Origin of the sequence: Nonomuraea lactucae, assembly GCF_003313395.1 — a bacterium.
Taxonomy (GTDB): domain Bacteria; phylum Actinomycetota; class Actinomycetes; order Streptosporangiales; family Streptosporangiaceae; genus Nonomuraea; species Nonomuraea lactucae.
In genome coordinates this window covers 1-14,866 of the sequence record NZ_QNFZ01000293.1, presented here as the reverse complement: position 1 = coordinate 14,866, position 14,866 = coordinate 1, and the positions used below count along the sequence as shown (strand labels likewise).

16 protein-coding genes and 1 pseudogene are annotated in these 14,866 nt (G+C 68.4%); 10 read left to right on the top strand and 7 right to left on the bottom strand.

Annotated features, from left to right (window positions below; genetic code table 11):
- Positions 1 to 125 precede the first annotated feature (125 nt).
- Together DQW85_RS21085 and DQW85_RS21080 are read right to left on the bottom strand one after the other, a co-directional pair.
- Positions 126 to 995 carry a hypothetical protein gene (locus DQW85_RS21085; protein ID WP_113702017.1) on the bottom strand — a complete coding sequence of 290 codons (870 nt, stop codon included), beginning with the start codon at positions 993 to 995 and terminating at the stop codon, positions 126 to 128.
- A 124-nt stretch (positions 996 to 1,119) separates the two neighbouring features.
- Positions 1,120 to 2,175, bottom strand: a complete 1,056-nt coding sequence (locus DQW85_RS21080) for an aldo/keto reductase (RefSeq protein WP_113702016.1) — start codon at positions 2,173 to 2,175, stop codon at positions 1,120 to 1,122.
- A 108-nt stretch (positions 2,176 to 2,283) separates the two neighbouring features.
- Between DQW85_RS21080 and DQW85_RS21075 the strand changes: the two genes are divergently transcribed.
- Entirely contained in the window at positions 2,284 to 2,901 is a 618-nt protein-coding gene (locus DQW85_RS21075) for a TetR/AcrR family transcriptional regulator (RefSeq protein WP_205315278.1), read from the top strand.
- 566 nt (positions 2,902 to 3,467) lie between these two features.
- On the opposite strand, the gene DQW85_RS21070 is transcribed toward DQW85_RS21075, so the two are convergent.
- Together DQW85_RS21070 and DQW85_RS48250 are read right to left on the bottom strand one after the other, a co-directional pair.
- Entirely contained in the window at positions 3,468 to 4,271 is an 804-nt protein-coding gene (locus DQW85_RS21070) for a hypothetical protein (RefSeq protein ID WP_162795168.1), read from the bottom strand.
- A gap of 121 nt (positions 4,272 to 4,392) precedes the next feature.
- Positions 4,393 to 4,782, bottom strand: a pseudogene (locus tag DQW85_RS48250) (DUF6744 family protein); the annotation flags it as partial.
- Positions 4,783 to 5,114: 332 nt separating this feature from the next.
- Between DQW85_RS48250 and DQW85_RS21065 the strand changes: the two are divergent.
- From DQW85_RS21065 to DQW85_RS21050, 4 genes are all read left to right on the top strand, one after another.
- Positions 5,115 to 5,534 (top strand): carboxymuconolactone decarboxylase family protein, encoded by a 420-nt coding sequence (locus tag DQW85_RS21065; protein ID WP_113702013.1) that lies wholly within the window; start codon positions 5,115 to 5,117, stop codon positions 5,532 to 5,534.
- Positions 5,531 to 6,322, top strand: a complete 792-nt coding sequence (locus DQW85_RS21060) for a maleylpyruvate isomerase family mycothiol-dependent enzyme (RefSeq protein ID WP_113702012.1) — start codon at positions 5,531 to 5,533, stop codon at positions 6,320 to 6,322. Before DQW85_RS21065 ends, DQW85_RS21060 begins: the two co-directional genes overlap by 4 nt.
- 142 nt (positions 6,323 to 6,464) lie before the next feature.
- Positions 6,465 to 6,737, top strand: coding sequence for a hypothetical protein (locus tag DQW85_RS21055; RefSeq protein WP_113702011.1), 273 nt, complete (start codon positions 6,465 to 6,467; stop codon positions 6,735 to 6,737).
- Positions 6,713 to 7,576, top strand: coding sequence for a hypothetical protein (locus DQW85_RS21050; RefSeq protein ID WP_113702010.1), 864 nt, complete (start codon positions 6,713 to 6,715; stop codon positions 7,574 to 7,576). The genes DQW85_RS21055 and DQW85_RS21050 overlap by 25 nt, the downstream gene beginning before the upstream one ends.
- 273 nt (positions 7,577 to 7,849) lie before the next feature.
- On the opposite strand, the gene DQW85_RS21045 is transcribed toward DQW85_RS21050, so the two are convergent.
- Entirely contained in the window at positions 7,850 to 8,947 is a 1,098-nt protein-coding gene (locus DQW85_RS21045; RefSeq protein WP_113702009.1) for a tyrosine-type recombinase/integrase, read from the bottom strand.
- An 80-nt stretch (positions 8,948 to 9,027) separates the two neighbouring features.
- Here DQW85_RS21045 and DQW85_RS21040 point away from each other — a divergent pair, with 80 nt between their 5' ends.
- Positions 9,028 to 9,228 (top strand): hypothetical protein, encoded by a 201-nt coding sequence (locus DQW85_RS21040; RefSeq protein ID WP_205315277.1) that lies wholly within the window; start codon positions 9,028 to 9,030, stop codon positions 9,226 to 9,228.
- On the opposite strand, the gene DQW85_RS21035 is transcribed toward DQW85_RS21040, so the two are convergent.
- Both DQW85_RS21035 and DQW85_RS21030 read right to left on the bottom strand, forming a co-directional pair.
- A complete protein-coding gene (locus DQW85_RS21035; protein WP_113702007.1) occupies positions 9,209 to 10,333 on the bottom strand; it encodes a recombinase family protein in 1,125 nt (374 codons plus the stop codon). The two genes, DQW85_RS21040 and DQW85_RS21035, sit on opposite strands and share 20 nt — an antisense overlap.
- 514 nt (positions 10,334 to 10,847) lie before the next feature.
- A complete protein-coding gene (locus DQW85_RS21030; RefSeq protein ID WP_162795167.1) occupies positions 10,848 to 11,453 on the bottom strand; it encodes a TetR/AcrR family transcriptional regulator in 606 nt (201 codons plus the stop codon).
- 63 nt (positions 11,454 to 11,516) lie between these two features.
- Here DQW85_RS21030 and DQW85_RS21025 point away from each other — a divergent pair, with 63 nt between their 5' ends.
- The 4 genes from DQW85_RS21025 to DQW85_RS21010 form a co-directional block, all read left to right on the top strand.
- Complete coding sequence (locus tag DQW85_RS21025; RefSeq protein WP_113702005.1) at positions 11,517 to 13,148, top strand: GMC family oxidoreductase; 1,632 nt, start codon at positions 11,517 to 11,519, stop codon at positions 13,146 to 13,148.
- Positions 13,149 to 13,435: 287 nt separating this feature from the next.
- On the top strand, positions 13,436 to 13,588 hold the full coding sequence (locus tag DQW85_RS44665) for a hypothetical protein (RefSeq protein ID WP_162795166.1): 153 nt from the start codon (positions 13,436 to 13,438) through the stop codon (positions 13,586 to 13,588).
- Positions 13,589 to 14,065: 477 nt separating this feature from the next.
- Positions 14,066 to 14,488 carry a phage holin family protein gene (locus tag DQW85_RS21015; RefSeq protein ID WP_113702004.1) on the top strand — a complete coding sequence of 141 codons (423 nt, stop codon included), beginning with the start codon at positions 14,066 to 14,068 and terminating at the stop codon, positions 14,486 to 14,488.
- A partial coding sequence (locus DQW85_RS21010; protein WP_162795165.1) for a DUF3618 domain-containing protein occupies positions 14,485 to 14,866 on the top strand: 382 nt, incomplete at its 3' end. The genes DQW85_RS21015 and DQW85_RS21010, both read left to right, overlap by 4 nt.

Sequence of the window (14,866 nt, the reverse complement as noted above, 5' to 3'; positions counted from 1 at the left end):
GGTGCTCGTGCGACCCATTGTGGTCGCGTTCACCCCGGGGACGGAGCCGGACGCGGGTTCTCGACATCGCCGTCCGTTTTTGGACTCTCGTGGATAAGCCTGGGCCCGGACGACGCCGACGCACCTCAGCCGTTGCTCAGAGGCTCCAGGCGCGTTCCGTGCCCCAATCGGCCGGCGAGCCGTCCATCCGGCCCGAGGAGCATGACCTCTGCTGTCGACATGCGCATCCGTGATCCGTCGCGCAGCTTGAGGCGCCAGAGCACCTCGGCAAACAGGTACCAATCCTTGATGTACCAGTTCGTCACGATCGCCTCCGTGACGCTGGCCGCCTGGTGGAACTCCTCGTAGTGTAAACGCAGGTCTGACAGGTTCGGGAGAACAGCCAGTTCGTGGCGCATGCCACCGAAGTAGCGCCGAACGGCCGAACCGACGTAATGCTCCTCCGTGAACAGGCGTAAGATCTGGTCGACGTTGTTCGATTCAACAGCTGTGAAGTAGTCCTTGAACAACTGCACCCGCTCGGCGTGTGTCTGCCGAAGGGGCGGAGTGAGCCCGAGCGAGGTCATCTCTCCACTGATGCCGTCCCCGTCAGTGAAGTGCAGCGAGAACGCCTCGGTCTCCACGCGTTCACGGGTGAACGGCGAGACACCCTTCCACTGCGAGTCCCAGATGACCCACCAGTCCGTCGCCAGTCTCGCGTTCAGGTCGTAGCGATCCCGTTCACCGGCCTCTTGAACCCATGTGTAGTGCTTGGTCACCCCGTCCCGGTCGCTCGCAATCTCGAGCGAGAGCTTGCCGTCTTCGCCGAACTTCGGGACGACCCAGGCAAGGGAGTCGGACCGAACGAGCGAGGCGTCCGACGAAACCGTCGCCATAACGGTCTCGGGCGAGAACGGGACGATGTATTCCGACTCCGCGTGTCTGATCGAACGACGCAGCGAGTCGGCAACGCGCTCCGCGTGATCCAGCGAAGCTGACCTTGCCTTGATGACCATGGTTCTCACTGTTCCTTTCCTGTCCCATGTTTGCGAGGGCATCACATATTGCTCTCATTGATTGAGGAAATCGGGCACGATCCTGATCGGGCCGGCGGCGTACCAGTGTGGAACTGCAGTGGCGTCAGACCACGGCCACGGGGTGGCGGCGCACGCGGCGAACGTCGCCGCCGAGGCTTGTCGGCAGGGCGGCGGCGGCTGTTTCGTGCGGGCTGCCGAGCGGGACAGCGCTGACCTGTTCGAGTCGGTCGTAGTGTTCGCCGGACAGGTTGAGGTCGAGCGCGTCGAGGTACTCGCCTAGTTGCGCGGTGGTGCGTGGGCCGATGACGGGGATCAGGGCGGTCGCGGCGCGTGCGGCGCGGGTGTGTAGCCACGCCAGCGACACCTGGGTGGCCGTGGCCCCGGTCTCGGCAGCGATGGCGAGGACGGTGTCGAGGATCGCGGTTTTCTGCTCGCCGTCCTCGATGCGTACGCCGCCGCCCTGCGTGCTGAGGCGTCCCTCGTCGCTATGGCGGTACTTGCCGGTGAGCAGCCCGCCTGCGAGCGGGGCGTACAAGGCGACGCCGAGGCCGAACGCCTCGGCCATCGGCAACAGTTCCCGTTCAGCGGTGCGTTCGGCGAGGCTGTACTCGGTCTGCAGGCCGACGACGGGCGCCCGGTCGCGTAGCTCGGCGATGGTCGCGGCGGTCGCCACCCGCCAGGCGGGAAAGTTGGACAGGCCGCCGTGCAGGATCTTCCCGGCACGCGTGAGGTCGTCGAAGCCGGCGATGATCTCGTCTACTGGGGTGAGGCTGTCCGGCAGGTGTGCCCAGTACACGTCGACGTAGTCGGTACGCAGCCGCCGCAGGCTCGCCTCCAGTGAACGGACCATGGTCTTGCGGCCGTTGCCGGTCTCGCTGATGCGGGTGTGCTCGGCGCTGCCGCGGGTGTACTTGGTCGCGAGCACGAAGTGATCGCGGTCGGCGGCGACCAGCTCTCCGAGCAGACGCTCGGATTCCCCGTGCTGGTAGGCGTCGGCGGTGTCGATGAACGTGCCACCTGCCGCAGCGAAGGCCTCGAAGATCGCCCGGGACTGCTCAGGTCCGGCTCCAACGCCGGGCGAGGTGGTGAAGGTGGCGGTGCCGAGCGCGTACTCGGAGACGCGCAGGCCGGTGCGTCGGCCGAAGGTGGTGTAGTGCACGAAGGGTGCCCTTCTGTGAGGCATCAATACCGGAATCAGCTTCCGGAAACACCTTAACGGAAGCTGATTCCGGTATGGTAGGCCCGGAGGACGGATAGGAGGCACACGGTGGAAATCCCCAGTCCGGAAATGGACCTGACGCCCAAGGTGGCGCGGGCCGGTAGGCCGCGACGGGCGCACGCCCTGCGCAACCGTGACGCGCTTCTGGCGGTGGCGGCCGAGGCGTTCGGCGCCGGCGAGGTGGACATCCACATCCAGGAGATCGCCCGCCGAGCAGGGGTCGGGATCGGCACCCTCTACCGCCACTTCGAGAGCCGCGAGGCCATCATCGAGGCTGTGTACCGACAGCGCGTGGACGACCTGTACGCCATGGCACCGCGCCTGCTGGCCGCACTCCCCCCGGACGAGGCGCTCCGTGCGTTCCTAGAGCAACTCATCGCCCACTCCGCCGCCAGCCGCGGCATGGCGGTCGCGCTGCAAACGCTCATGGACACCCGGTCGGCAGTCTTCGCACGGGCCAGAACCGACATGATCGAAGCAATCGCCTCGCTCATGAACGCCGCCGCCCAGACGGGCTCCATCCGTGCGGACGTCACCCCGGAAACCGTCTTCCGAGCCATGAGCGCCATCTGCATCTCACACGATCAACCTGGCTGGGAAACCGAAGCGCACGCGGTGGTGCGCCTGCTACTCGACGGCCTACGCCACCGTGAGCGAGGACACTGAGCCCGTAGCGCGGCAGGTAGCACCGGTAGTCGGCGGCCAGGGCCGGGCGCAGCGCGGCCGCCGGCATCAAGTCTTCCAGCGAAGCCGGCACGCACAGCGAGCAGGACAGCCGCGACAGGCGCCGGCTGAAGCCGGCGTGCGGGTGCAGTCTGGCTTCCTTGATCTCGGCCCACATCGCGGACGGTCCAGTCGCGCAGCGGTAGCCAGCGCGTGATGGTCCGGTTGCCGGACGAGCGGCGCTCGTTGACCTGGACGAGCGGCTGGGCTGCGCGGCCGGTGGACTCCTCGCCGCGCAGGCCTCGACGCCCCAACTCTTCGACCGGCTCGCCGGACCGGGTGACCTCCAGCGTGTTGCGCAGCACGACAACCCTGCCGCGGTACCCCTGCTGGCGGATGAGCTTCGCAACGTACGCCGGCATCGCCAGGCTGTCCTTGCCGGCGCTTCTCTCGCCAGTTGTGACAGAGAACCATGTCCTGAGGTCCCAGCTCAGAACGCTCTGTGAGATGCAGCAGGAGCAACAGCGGTGTTGCTCAGTCATGGACTGGCGCTCGGCCCCCTCGCCTCGTCAGCTCGGAAGGCGCCAATCGCAGATGCCCTCAATGCATAGCTCGGTGGTCGTCTCGCGGGGGTCCGGCGCCTTGATCGACACCTTGCCGCCCCACCGGCTGTAGCGGGTGTCGACGTGGAGGGTCCTGCCGACCAGTTCGTCGAGGCCGTCGGCGAACGTGAACGTGCTCTGCACCCTGCTGACCAGGCCCGCGGAGGTCAGGGTGACGGTGTAGGCGAGCCTCGTGTCTGGATCCCAGCCGGCGTGGGTTGAGTGCTCCACCCAGCGGGAGACCTGCCCAAGCTTCTCGAAGGTGATCGCGCCGGTGACGGTGTCCCCGCTCCGCCGCCCGTTCTTCAGCAGGACGGCCAGGGTCGCGGGCTCGGCCGGGTTGACGAGCTGTTCGTCGTAGCCGAGCAGGTCGGTGTGCCAGAGGTGCAACTGGTGAGAATCCTTCCACCAGGTCTTGCCCTTCTTCAGCCATTTCCCTATGAGGCCGCCGGACCAATAGCTGGTGCCGCCAATGTCGTGGTTGAAGCCGATGACACGCTCGTGCCCGTGCTCACCCCCGGTAGTGGTGACGTCCAGGGCCTTGGCACCGCCCTTGGCGTCGAACTCGAAGATCCCCTTGCGCCGGCGGTCCGCCCGTTCGTCATCGCCATCTGAAAGGGTGGTTGTCTCGGTGAAATGCATGCCGTGTCCGGGCGCCAGAATGGCCTTCAGCGCCTGGACGGGGTCCCTGGTCACTACCTGCGCGAGAGCGGCGCCCGCCAGCAGAGCACCGCAGGCCACCAAGGTTGTGATCATCCTTCTCGTGCTCACGATGGTGATCATGCCGCGACCGGATCACGTCCGGGACACGGGCCAGACGCGACCATCGAACGTTCAGAAATGGCGACCCGCGCGTTGACGAGGGCGCCTTCGTCGTCAGCGCGGCGATCACCATCTCGCGCATCTCCTCCTGGTCGGGCAGCGGGACGCGCGCCAGGTGGCTGCCTCCGCCGAACCTCTTCGCCAGTTCCCTCAGCGCCACCAGGCGGTCGGCGTACGTGGTGTGCACGAAGTACACACCACCGCCGGCGCGGACCCCGGCCGCATTCAACGCCTCGATGTAGGTACGGATCACGGCGCGCAGCCGGTCGCTGGTGTAGCGGCCTCGTCCGGGTTCACCACGCCGCTGCCCACCGGTCCGATGTGCGTGCGTCGGTACGGCCCCAGCCTTGCTCGAACGAGGAAACGAGGAGACGTCGGGCTGGCTGCGCCCGACCGGCGAGGCGAGATCGGACTGGGTGAGGCGGCGCTTCTCGCGGACGCTGCGCACCTCGGATGCCATGCGCTGGCGACAACGTCCTCGATCGTCTCGTGCGCCTGCGAGCGGTCGTGAAGCCGACCGCCCCACGCCTCCCGCAGGGCCGCGAGACGGCCGACGACCTCGGCGCTTCCTTGCGCTCTGAGCTCCTCAGACATGGCTCTGGCGCGGGGCCGCCTCGTGTTCGCCGGCGAGACGTAGCAGGCTGCCCAGGGTCGTCCCGAAGCTCTCGCGGCCCGGGCACCGCTCTGCAGAGCCGTCGAAGTATGGACAGTTCAGAGCCAATCTTAACAACGCTCAGATCCTGAGGTACTCTGGAAAGGCAATCTGAACGCTGATCAGATCGGAGTGCATGCATGGGCGCCAGCACACCTTCGCCGAGTGCGACCGGCCCGGAGACAGCCGGCGGCCGGCGAGAGCGTGGCATCGCGGTCTACGCCAGGATCTTCGACGTCCCCGAGCAGGACGTGCTCGCCGCCTTCTCCGCGCGTGTCGGGCTGCCGTTCGCCGAAGAGCAACTGCACGCGGCCGGCGGCGCCGCGTGGGCGCATCCCGGTCTCACCCAACGCGACCGGCACATCGCCGTCATCACCGCACTAACCGCCCAAGGCGTGGCCGGGGACCGCCTGGACACCCACCTGCGACTGGCCCGGCAGCACGGGCTCGACGAAGACGCACTCACCGCCCTGATGACACTCCTGGCAGGCTACCTCGGATACCCCCGGGCCTCCCTCGCTATGGAGGCCGTCCACAGACTGTCCAAGGAGAACACGTGACAAGCTCCGACGCGGTCATCGCCGCGCTCCGTACCGAACACCACGTCCTCGCCGACCTCGTGTCCTCGTTCGGCGAGGACGACCTGGCTCGGCCCTCGGGCGCGAGCGAATGGGAGATCTCGCAGGTGCTGAGCCATCTGGGCAGCGGCGCCGAGATCACGCGAGCCACCCTCCGGGCCGCCCTCTCCGGCGAGCCGACTCCCGGACGCGACTTCCTGCGGACCGTCTGGGACAGGTGGAACGCCATGGGGCGCGGGCAGCGCGCCGACGAGTTCCTCCAGGCGAACCAGACCCTGACCGCACTCTACGAATCGCTGGACGCGGACACCCGGAAGAGCGTGCGCGTCGACGTGGGCTTCCTGCCCGCGCCGGTCGATCTGGCGACGGCGGCGCGGCTGCGGCTCAGCGAGCTGGCCCTGCACTCGTGGGACGTGCGCGTCGCCTTCGACGCGGACTCCGCGCTGCTTCCGTCCGCCACGAGCCGGCTCCTGCACGGGGCTCCGGATCTCACCGGCTGGGTCGCCAAGCCCGAACGGCTCGACGGCAAGCACGCGATCATCCACGTCACCACGAGCGGGCCCATGTCGGTCTTCGCGCTGCGTCTGGACGAGCGGATCAGCGTGGACTTCGACGTTCAAGGGGAGCCCGACGGCACGCTCACCCTGCCCGCCGAATCCTGGCTGCGGCTCGTAGCGGGCCGGCTCGCGCCACGGCACACCCCGAGCGGCGTCATCGCGACAGGCGCGGCCGACCTCGATCTGCTGCGCCGGGTCTTCCCCGGCTACTGAGGCGGATCACCGCGGCTCGCGGACGTCGAGGCTGGCCTCGGGTCAGGCACGCCTTCTGATCCGAGCAGATAGGGTGAAGCCTGCCGCCTGAGATCGGTGTCCGCACTCTTGGGGGAAGTCCCCAGCCCCTGACACGCTCGACGTGCTGGCGATCGTGGACTCCACCCTCGCCGCCCGCCAGTCGACCGCCCTGCGCACAACCGGCGCGGCGATAGCTCTCGCCGTGCGACAGGCCTACGTCCAGACTGACGCCGCCGCTCGCCGTCGCTGGCCTCGCACCGGCACCTCGATCGGCTCGGCCCGCATCATCGATGGCCTCGCCGACTGTCTGGCAGCCACGATCATCGACCAGGAAACGACCTGCACAATCCTCTTCACGCGATCGAGCGGATGCGCGCGGCCATCGCCGTCCTGATGAAGCTTCCGGAGGCCCCGCTGTGGCGCTTTCGCCGCACGGAAAAAGGAGAGGAGATCGAGATCGACCCGATCGCGTTGCTGTCGGCCTGGCTGAACGGCGTCGCGTTGCCCATGTTGGCCGATCAGCACCTCTCCGCCGCACCGAAGGCGGCCTGGCGCATCGAGCAGCTGGTCGGAGTGGTCACCGGCCATTTCGAGCACTACCTGGCCTGGACCATCGGCGCGCTGGTCGAACTCATCAACGCCAGACTCACCGCAGCCGACAGCGAACAGCGGCTGTGCCCGGAGTTGGGCGGCTACATCCGGTACGGCGTGCGTGAACCGGCAGCGCTCCGGTTGATGACATCAGGCATCCGCTCCCGTCGTCTGGCCCATGCTGTCGTGGCTGGCCTGCCAGCCGACCTCGAGTCCACCGCGGAGGCGCTGCGGTCGTGGGTGGCGACGCTGGGAGTGGCGGGCTGGCGCGCCTTCTACAGCGCTTCGGCCTCTGAGGTCCTGGACCTGCTCGACTTCACCCGGCTGCGGCGCCGCAGCCTGCTCAAGAGCCTGCTGGAGATCGGCACCGTGACTGTCGCCCTCCCCACGACGCTCTTCGACCTGCCTGATCGGGCAGGCCCACTGGCTCTCAAAGCGATGCCAGACGAGCCGCGGCCTGCGCCGCTAGCGCTGTACGCCGGCCAGACGCACCTGGTCACTGTCGCCGCCCAAGATCAAGCCGACCTTGCCGCGATTCTCGACACCGGGCTGGGCATCCTCGTCGAACTCGACGAGCGATCCGACCCTCCCAGCCTGCTGATCAGCCTCCCCTTCGACGTCCCCGGCACGTCCGCGCTGTAGCAGCCTGCGCCTCTCAGTGCGCTGGTCACGGCCCTCGGAGTGTGAAGGAACGGAAACGTACGCCAAGCCCGTTCGCCCAGCTCACTGGCAAGTGCGTGATCGTCGTTGAGTCGAGGACGCTGGCGTACGTTCCCGTTCCATCGCACAGGCCGAGGATGTGGGGGCCGATGCGGGTGCTCACCTCGGCCTGGAGGGCGAGTTCGAGGCTGCCCCCTTCGACAGCCTCGGTGAGGAAAGCAGTGGCCCCGCCCTCGGACCGTCCCCTTCCAGGTCCTAGAGATCTTCGATATAGCTGGCGGCGATGTCGTCGGGTGGATTGATGTACAGGCGCAGGTAGCGGTCGTTGGCATGGCCCAGGCGGCGTTCGAGCTCGGCCCGGTTGTGGCCGGAGCGCTGCGACAGCTCGAAGGCGAAGGTGTGCCGGGCATCGTGCGGGCGCAGGACGCCCAACTTGCGGCCGGGATCGGAGGTCTGGGCGTCGTGCAGGCGGCCGATCTCACCGACGATGGTGTTGATCGAGCGGGGTGACAGGCGGCCATCGGGGCGGCGGGCGGCGATGGAGGCGGCCGACAGGAACAGTGCTGTCGGAGTGGTGCTGGCCGTGGCGTCGCCGGGCCGCTCGTGTTCGAGGTAGTCGGCCAGCGCCTGGCGGGCGTCGCGGCCAAGGAAGACGGTGCGACTGGTGCGGCCCTTGCCGCGCACGTCGCGCAGCCGGACGGTCTTGGCCCGGCGCAACACGGCGACCTCGGCCACCTCGAGCTGATCCAGGTCCAGCCCGACCACTTCGGCGCGGCGCAGCCCGGTGCCGAACAGGTAGACGATGGCCCGGCCACGGGCCGGCCGGGCATGGGCGTGCAGGCGCGCAGCGGCGCCGCGGCGGCGGCGGCCCTTGAGCTCGTGGAAGGTCTCGATCCGGTCGACCACGTTCTTGACGGTGCGCACTTGGGCAGCGGCCAGGGCCCGCGGCTGCGGGGCGGGCAGCGGCAATGGCGGCACCTTCTTGGTCGGGTCGCCGTGGCGCAGCAGCTCCGCCGTAGCGTGTGCGCAGATCCAGGAAAACAGCGCCGACAAGTGGGCCAGGTGGTTGTTGACGGTGGCTGCGGCCATCGGCGCCGCCGTGCCGTCGCGGCCGAGGTTGCCGGCGGCGGCCAGGTGCTCACGCCAAGCGGTCACCTCGCGGACGGTCACGGCCGACAGGCGGTCGTGGCCGAGTCCGCCGGCGATCCAGGTGGCGAACCGCTGCAGATGCCGGGCAATCTTGGCGGCGACCTCCGCGGAACGCACGCCGCGCACGGCCAGATCGAGGTAGCGCTCGATCCAAACAGTGAGGCTGTCGTCGGCCGGATCGAGGTCCTCAGAGAGGCCGAGCACCTTTCGTGGAGTGATTTTGGCCCGAGGCGCGGAAGGCGCGTAGCGAGCTGTTGGCTGGGGTCCGGGCCGGGACGGTCACGGTGACGCAAGTGTTCGCCCGGGCGGAGGAAGAGACCGTTGTCAAGAAGACGAGGGTCGTTCAGGTGCTGCGAGCGGTGCCTGGTTATGGGCCGGCGAAGGTCGCCGCGTTGATGGCGACGTGCGGGGTCGAGGTGGAGCGACGCGTCGGCGGACTTGAGGAGGCGCAGCGCAAGCGGCTGCTCATGGCGTTTGCGGGGTAGTTCCTGATCCTCCGCCCGGGTCGGCTCGATGGGCAGGCTGCAGGGCCTGGTCCTGCAGCCGCTGTCGAAGCTCGGCTTGTTCGGGCGTGAGCGGATCGTCCGGGCGTCGGATGCGGGTTCGGTGGGGGCGGGGGATGTCGTCTGCGTCGTGGAGGCCGGCGAAGTCGGCGTGCGCCTGGGCGACGGCCTCGGGATAGGCCTGCCGCTTCTCGTGCTCGGCGAGCGCGCGGTAGATGCTCGCGACGCTGGGGGCCTGGCCTTTGCGTTTGCCGGTGGGGATGATCAGGTCGGGCTGGATCTGCTCGACGGACTCGCCGTTCGCGCGGCGCCGGAGCACGGTGTGCAGCATGTCGTCGGTGATGACGGGTGGCCGGCCGCCGTGCTTGCCTTTGCGGGCTGCTGCGTCGAGTCCTTCGAGGGTCGACTCCCGGATGTTCTCGCGCTCGGTCTCGGCCATCGCCGCGAAGAAGGCGAAGAGCAGGCGGCCGGGTCCGCTGGGGTCGTACATGCCGGGCAGGGGTCCGGCGAGCATCTCCAGGACCAGGCCGTGAGCGGTGAGGTGGTCGGCCAGGGCGGTGAGTTCGGCGGCGTCGCGGCCCAGGCGCTTCATCTCATACACGGTGAAGATGACCCGGCAGTGCGGGGCGTGGGCCTTGATCTGGCGGGCCAGCGCGAGCGCGGCTTCGAACTGCGGCCGGACGCGCACCCGGGTGCTGATCTTCTCGGAGAAGATCTTCTCCCGGCCGATGCCGTGCGCGGCCAGCGCGTCCAGTTGTGATTGCAGCTCCTGAGTGAGCGAGCTACACCGTGCGTAGCCGATGCGGATGTCGGCGGTCGGGGTGTCCGGCGCGAGGGCGAGCGGGACCGGGGTGCCGGGGCGCCACGGCTGGCCGGGTCCGCGGTCGGCGGGGGTGGGCACGCGCAGGAGCTTGGCCAGGCGGGCGACCTTGGTGAAGCGGCCGGTGTGGTAGGTGCCGGCGACCGCGCCGGAGCGCGAGCGGCACGGCGAGCCGGGCTCGGCCGTGCAGCGTGGGCAGGGGTGGCGCTCGATAGCATCGACATCGCGTCCGGCGTCGCTGGGGAAAGTCTCGTGAGGGGCCGTCATGCCTCCGGATGCTGTCACAAACAATTCTCAGAAGTACCTCGAACCCATCTTTGCGTGAGAACGAGTTCTGCGAGCCGAATCAGGGCTTCACGATCTCCGCACAGTGTCAATTTCCGTAGTCGTGTGCACAGATTTCCGAAGTACTGTGCACACGTACGCGGGTGGTCGCTGCCGGTTACTCGAATCCGAACCGCCAGACCGACTACCCCACGCCCTGGTGAACCGCCACCAGAGCCTGCACTTGCAGTTGGCACTTTCAAGACCACCTAACAGCCCTTCCAGATGTCCGTTTATCCGCCAGTTCGGCGTCGGCGTCTCCGTCGGCGTCGTTCACGAGGCACTCATCCCCGCTCTGCCGACAGCTGGGCCTCATCCGCGGAGCAGCACGGAGACGATCTCACTCCGCTGAATTTCGTTCTGGTGCTCCCCGAGGGCCGTGATCACGCGGGTGCTCTTTCCCACGGCTTTGCCGGGTCGGGCGCCTGCGTCGTTCGGAAGTGCTGCAAGATGGAACTTATCGCCCTTCGAGAGCGTGAGTCGCCTGAGTAACGAGCCACTGTCGTGTGTCGTCGAGCGACCAGCCCACGTCGCGGAGAAGCGCATTCCAGGCTCCGTAGCCGAAGTAGAACCACAGTAGGTTCCCCACGCCCTTGGGGTCAGCTTGCCTGGAGTCGTCGAGGTCGACGATGCGAGCCGCGGCTTTGTCGAGGGTTGCCCGGTAGCGGTGGGTCGCGGCGGCAAGCGCATCGTGCGCGCCCTGGTCGTGTGGTGCAGTGGCCAGGGCGATCCGCATCGTGCGGCTGTGGCGTTGGTGGATGCCGGCGCTCGCGTGTCCGATCGCGGCGATCACCTCGGCCGTGGATTCGCATCCCCCGAGGATTGCGTCGACGTCGATCTCTGCCGTCGCTGAAGCCCATTGGTTCATCAGTTCCTTCAGAATCCCGGATTTCCCTCCAGCGATCGCGTACACCGTCGCCGGCGACACGTCAGCGGCCTCGGCGATCTGTTCGACGGTCGTGGCGAACAGCCCGTGCTGCTCGAACAGGTCCGCCCCGGCATCGATGATGCCGTCCCGGGTACGCGCTGCTCGTCGTGTCCGTCGTTCCTGCCCCGTCGTCATGCGCACACCCTACTCTAGAGTGTGACTCTGTTTTTTGAAGCTCAACTCTGATATTGATGGGGCATGACCTCAACCACCTCGAATGCGACCGACCCGTACGAGCTGGTCACCGCCGCGTCCGCAGCCTTCTCCGAGCCGGTACCCGCCGATGTCGACGTTGTCATCGTCGGCGGAGGCCCTGCCGGATGCGTGCTTGCGGCACGGCTCAGCGCAGATCCGCACCGACAGGTCCTGCTCCTGGAAGCCGGCGACACCACCGGGGCCGAGCACGCGTCTCAGGTGCCAGGACTGGCGTTCAGCCTGCTGACCGGCCAGAACGCGTGGCCGGATGTGACCGAACCGCAGACCGCTCTGCACAACCGGCCCGTCTACCTGGCGCAGGGCCGTGGTCTTGGCGGCGGCAGCAGCATGAACATGATGGCCTGGTTCCGCGGCCATCCCGAGGACTTCAACGGATGGGCGAGGTCCGGTGCCACCGGCTGGGGATGGAACGACGTCGCCGGTACCTTCGATGTGATCGAGGAGCGCGAACCCCGGACCGGGCGTGCCGGGCAGCGGGGCGTCATCGCTGTCACTCCCGCCAGGGACGTGTCGGCGCTGCCCTTGGCGTTCCTCGCCGGCGCGGACGCGGCTGGAATGCCCATCACCACCGACTTCAACGGCGACGTCCGCGAAGGCGCCGGCCTGTTTGCCAGCAACATCCGCGAAGGGCGCCGTGACAGCACCGTCACCGCATACCTCGCCCCTGCCCTGCACCGCCCGAATCTGCATGTGCGCAACGGCGTCACCGTGTCAAGGATTCACCTCACCCAGGGACACGCCACCGGCGTCCTCGCACAGACCCCCGGCGGGACAGTGACCGTCACCGCCAAAAAGGTGATCGTCACCGCAGGCGCGATCCGCACCCCGCAACTGCTGATGCTCTCCGGAATCGGAGCCGCGGCGCACCTGCACGAACGAGGGATCAGCCCGGTGATCGACCTCCCCGGTGTCGGCCAGAACCTGCAGGACCACCCGATGATCACCCCCATGTGGTCGGTCATCGACGGCAGCCCGCTGGCGAACACGGTGGGAGAAGCCGAGCAATCCGCCTACACCCTCGCCCGCCGCGGCCCGCTCGCCACCCTGTCCCAAGCCGGCGCGATCTTCCGCACCGACCCGGACCTGGCCGCCCCCGACGTGCAGATGACCCTCACCCTGCTCGGCCTCGACGACACCGGGCAACTCCGGCCAGATCCCGTCATCACCGCGGCCCTGTCCGTCCTGGCCCCCACCAGCCGCGGCACGGTCCGCCTGCGTCCCGACGACCCGGGCGGACAGCCCGTCATCGACCCCCGCTACCTCACCACCGACCATGACATGGCAGCCCTGCGGGCGGGGCTGCGCCACATCGAGCGCGTCTTCCGCAGCGGCCCCCTCAAAAACGCAATCGGCCAAGCGCTCTCCATCACCGACTTCGCCGATGACGACGAGCTCGACTCATTCATCCGCAACAACGCCGGAACCGAATGGCACCCCAGCGGTACCTGCCGCATGGGCACCAGCCCCGGCACCGTCGTTGACCCGGACACTCTCCTGGTCCACGGAACCGACAATGTTCACATCGCCGATTCGTCCGTCATGCCCACCATCACCCGCGGCAACATCCAAGCCCCCGTCATCATGATCGCCGAACGCGCCAGCACCCGCATCTAGTGCTGTGACCGCGTTGGTTCGCCAGGTTGAGGGGCGTGGCGGTTGGATGAGCGGTGACGTCCGTTCAACCGGTGGCGAGGTGGCTGAGCCTGTCCGTACTGGACATCCACGTCTCCATAGTCCCCTCGCTGGAGCCCTGATCCCTGGCGACCTGGGCGATTGGTTTCCCCGTCTCCGTCACGACCCGTACCCGCGCCCTCGCAGAACTGCAGGATCGTACTTCCGACCCTCCGACGCTGCCATGACTCAACTTTCCCCTGCAGGGCCACCTGGCAGCATGGATCACCGTGAGCAGCAAGGTGCCCAGCTCCGACCTCAACCACGACTTCCACCCCGACCTCAACCGCCGCGTTGGCGGCGAAGACCGGCAGGAGACCGCCGTGGTCCGTCCGCCGGCCGGCCCGCGTGAACCGCCCGGCGACTGGCTTGCGATCCTGTAGACGGCTAGGAACACCTCCGGCGCCCAGGCCGCTGCAGAGCAGGGCGTCTGCCATAAGCGATGCCGCACCACGCCTCGCCGATGATGGCGATTGCGGCCTGCAGCGGCGCCGAGGTGTTTGCATCGCCACTGGCCAGCCGTAACGGGATGAGGATGCGGCGCTATTGACGTCTGCGAGCAGCCCCCTGGTGCCGCCGGGCACGAACTACACTGCGTCCCTGGGTCCCGGCCGGCCGGAGGCCTGTTCCATGAGCAGACGTCATGGTCTAGGACGGCGGCAATCTGCTCATGCGTGATCACTTTCTTCCTCCCTGCTGGCTTCTTGACGTCCGGCGCCGCCTACCCCGATACGACGAGCAAAACATCCGGTTCGGCGGGAGCGCCTGCGCTGATCGCCACATGCCGCGGGCGATTGAGGGCAGCGGTGCCAAGAAGGCGAGCAATCCCGACGGCAAGGAGAGCAACGGCGTTGAGTACGGTGCAGCCGCCTGCCGACGGTAGGCCCGGAGCCGGCCGAGGGGAGCAGCCGCCCCCGGTCGGTGAGCTGATCAAACAGGCGACCGAGCAGGTCTCCGCGCTGGTGCGCCAGGAGATACGGCTGGCGGTCGCCGAGCTGAAGGGTCGGCATGCTGGCCGGGGAGCGGTGCTGCTAGGCGCGGCCGGCCTGGGCGCGCTCTACGGCGCCGCCGCCCTGCTGGCTGCGGTGATTGCCGCTTTGGCGTTGTTCATGCCGGCGTGGACGGCGGCGCTGATCGCCGCTGTGGTGCTGCTGGCCGTGGCGGCGGTGCTGGGCCTGACAGGCCGTAGGCAGGTCACCCACGCGATGCCGCCGCTGCCCGAGCAGGCGATCGACAGCACCAGGCAAGACGTGACCGAGATGAAGGAAAGAGCGAGACGATGACCAGCAGCGGATCTCACACCACGGGCGAGCCTGCCACGGGCAAGCCGCACTTCGATGACGAGCAGGCCGACTCCCGCGAGCAGCTGCGCGCCGATATCGCCCACACGCGCGAGAATCTGGCGGGCACCGTGGACGCACTGGCCGCCAAGGCCGACGTCACGGCCCGCGCCAAGGACAAGACCGAGCAGATCAAGGCGAACCTCGCCGCCCGCGCGCAGCAGGCCCGGACCCAAGCCCGGGCCAAGGCCGGCGAGGTCACCGCCAAGGCTCGAGCGTTCACCTCCGACACCGCGCCGGTGATGCGCCGCGGTACCGCGGCCACTGGCGCGGTCACCGGCGCGGCCGCCGCGATCGTCGCCGTCGCGGCGTGGCGGCGCC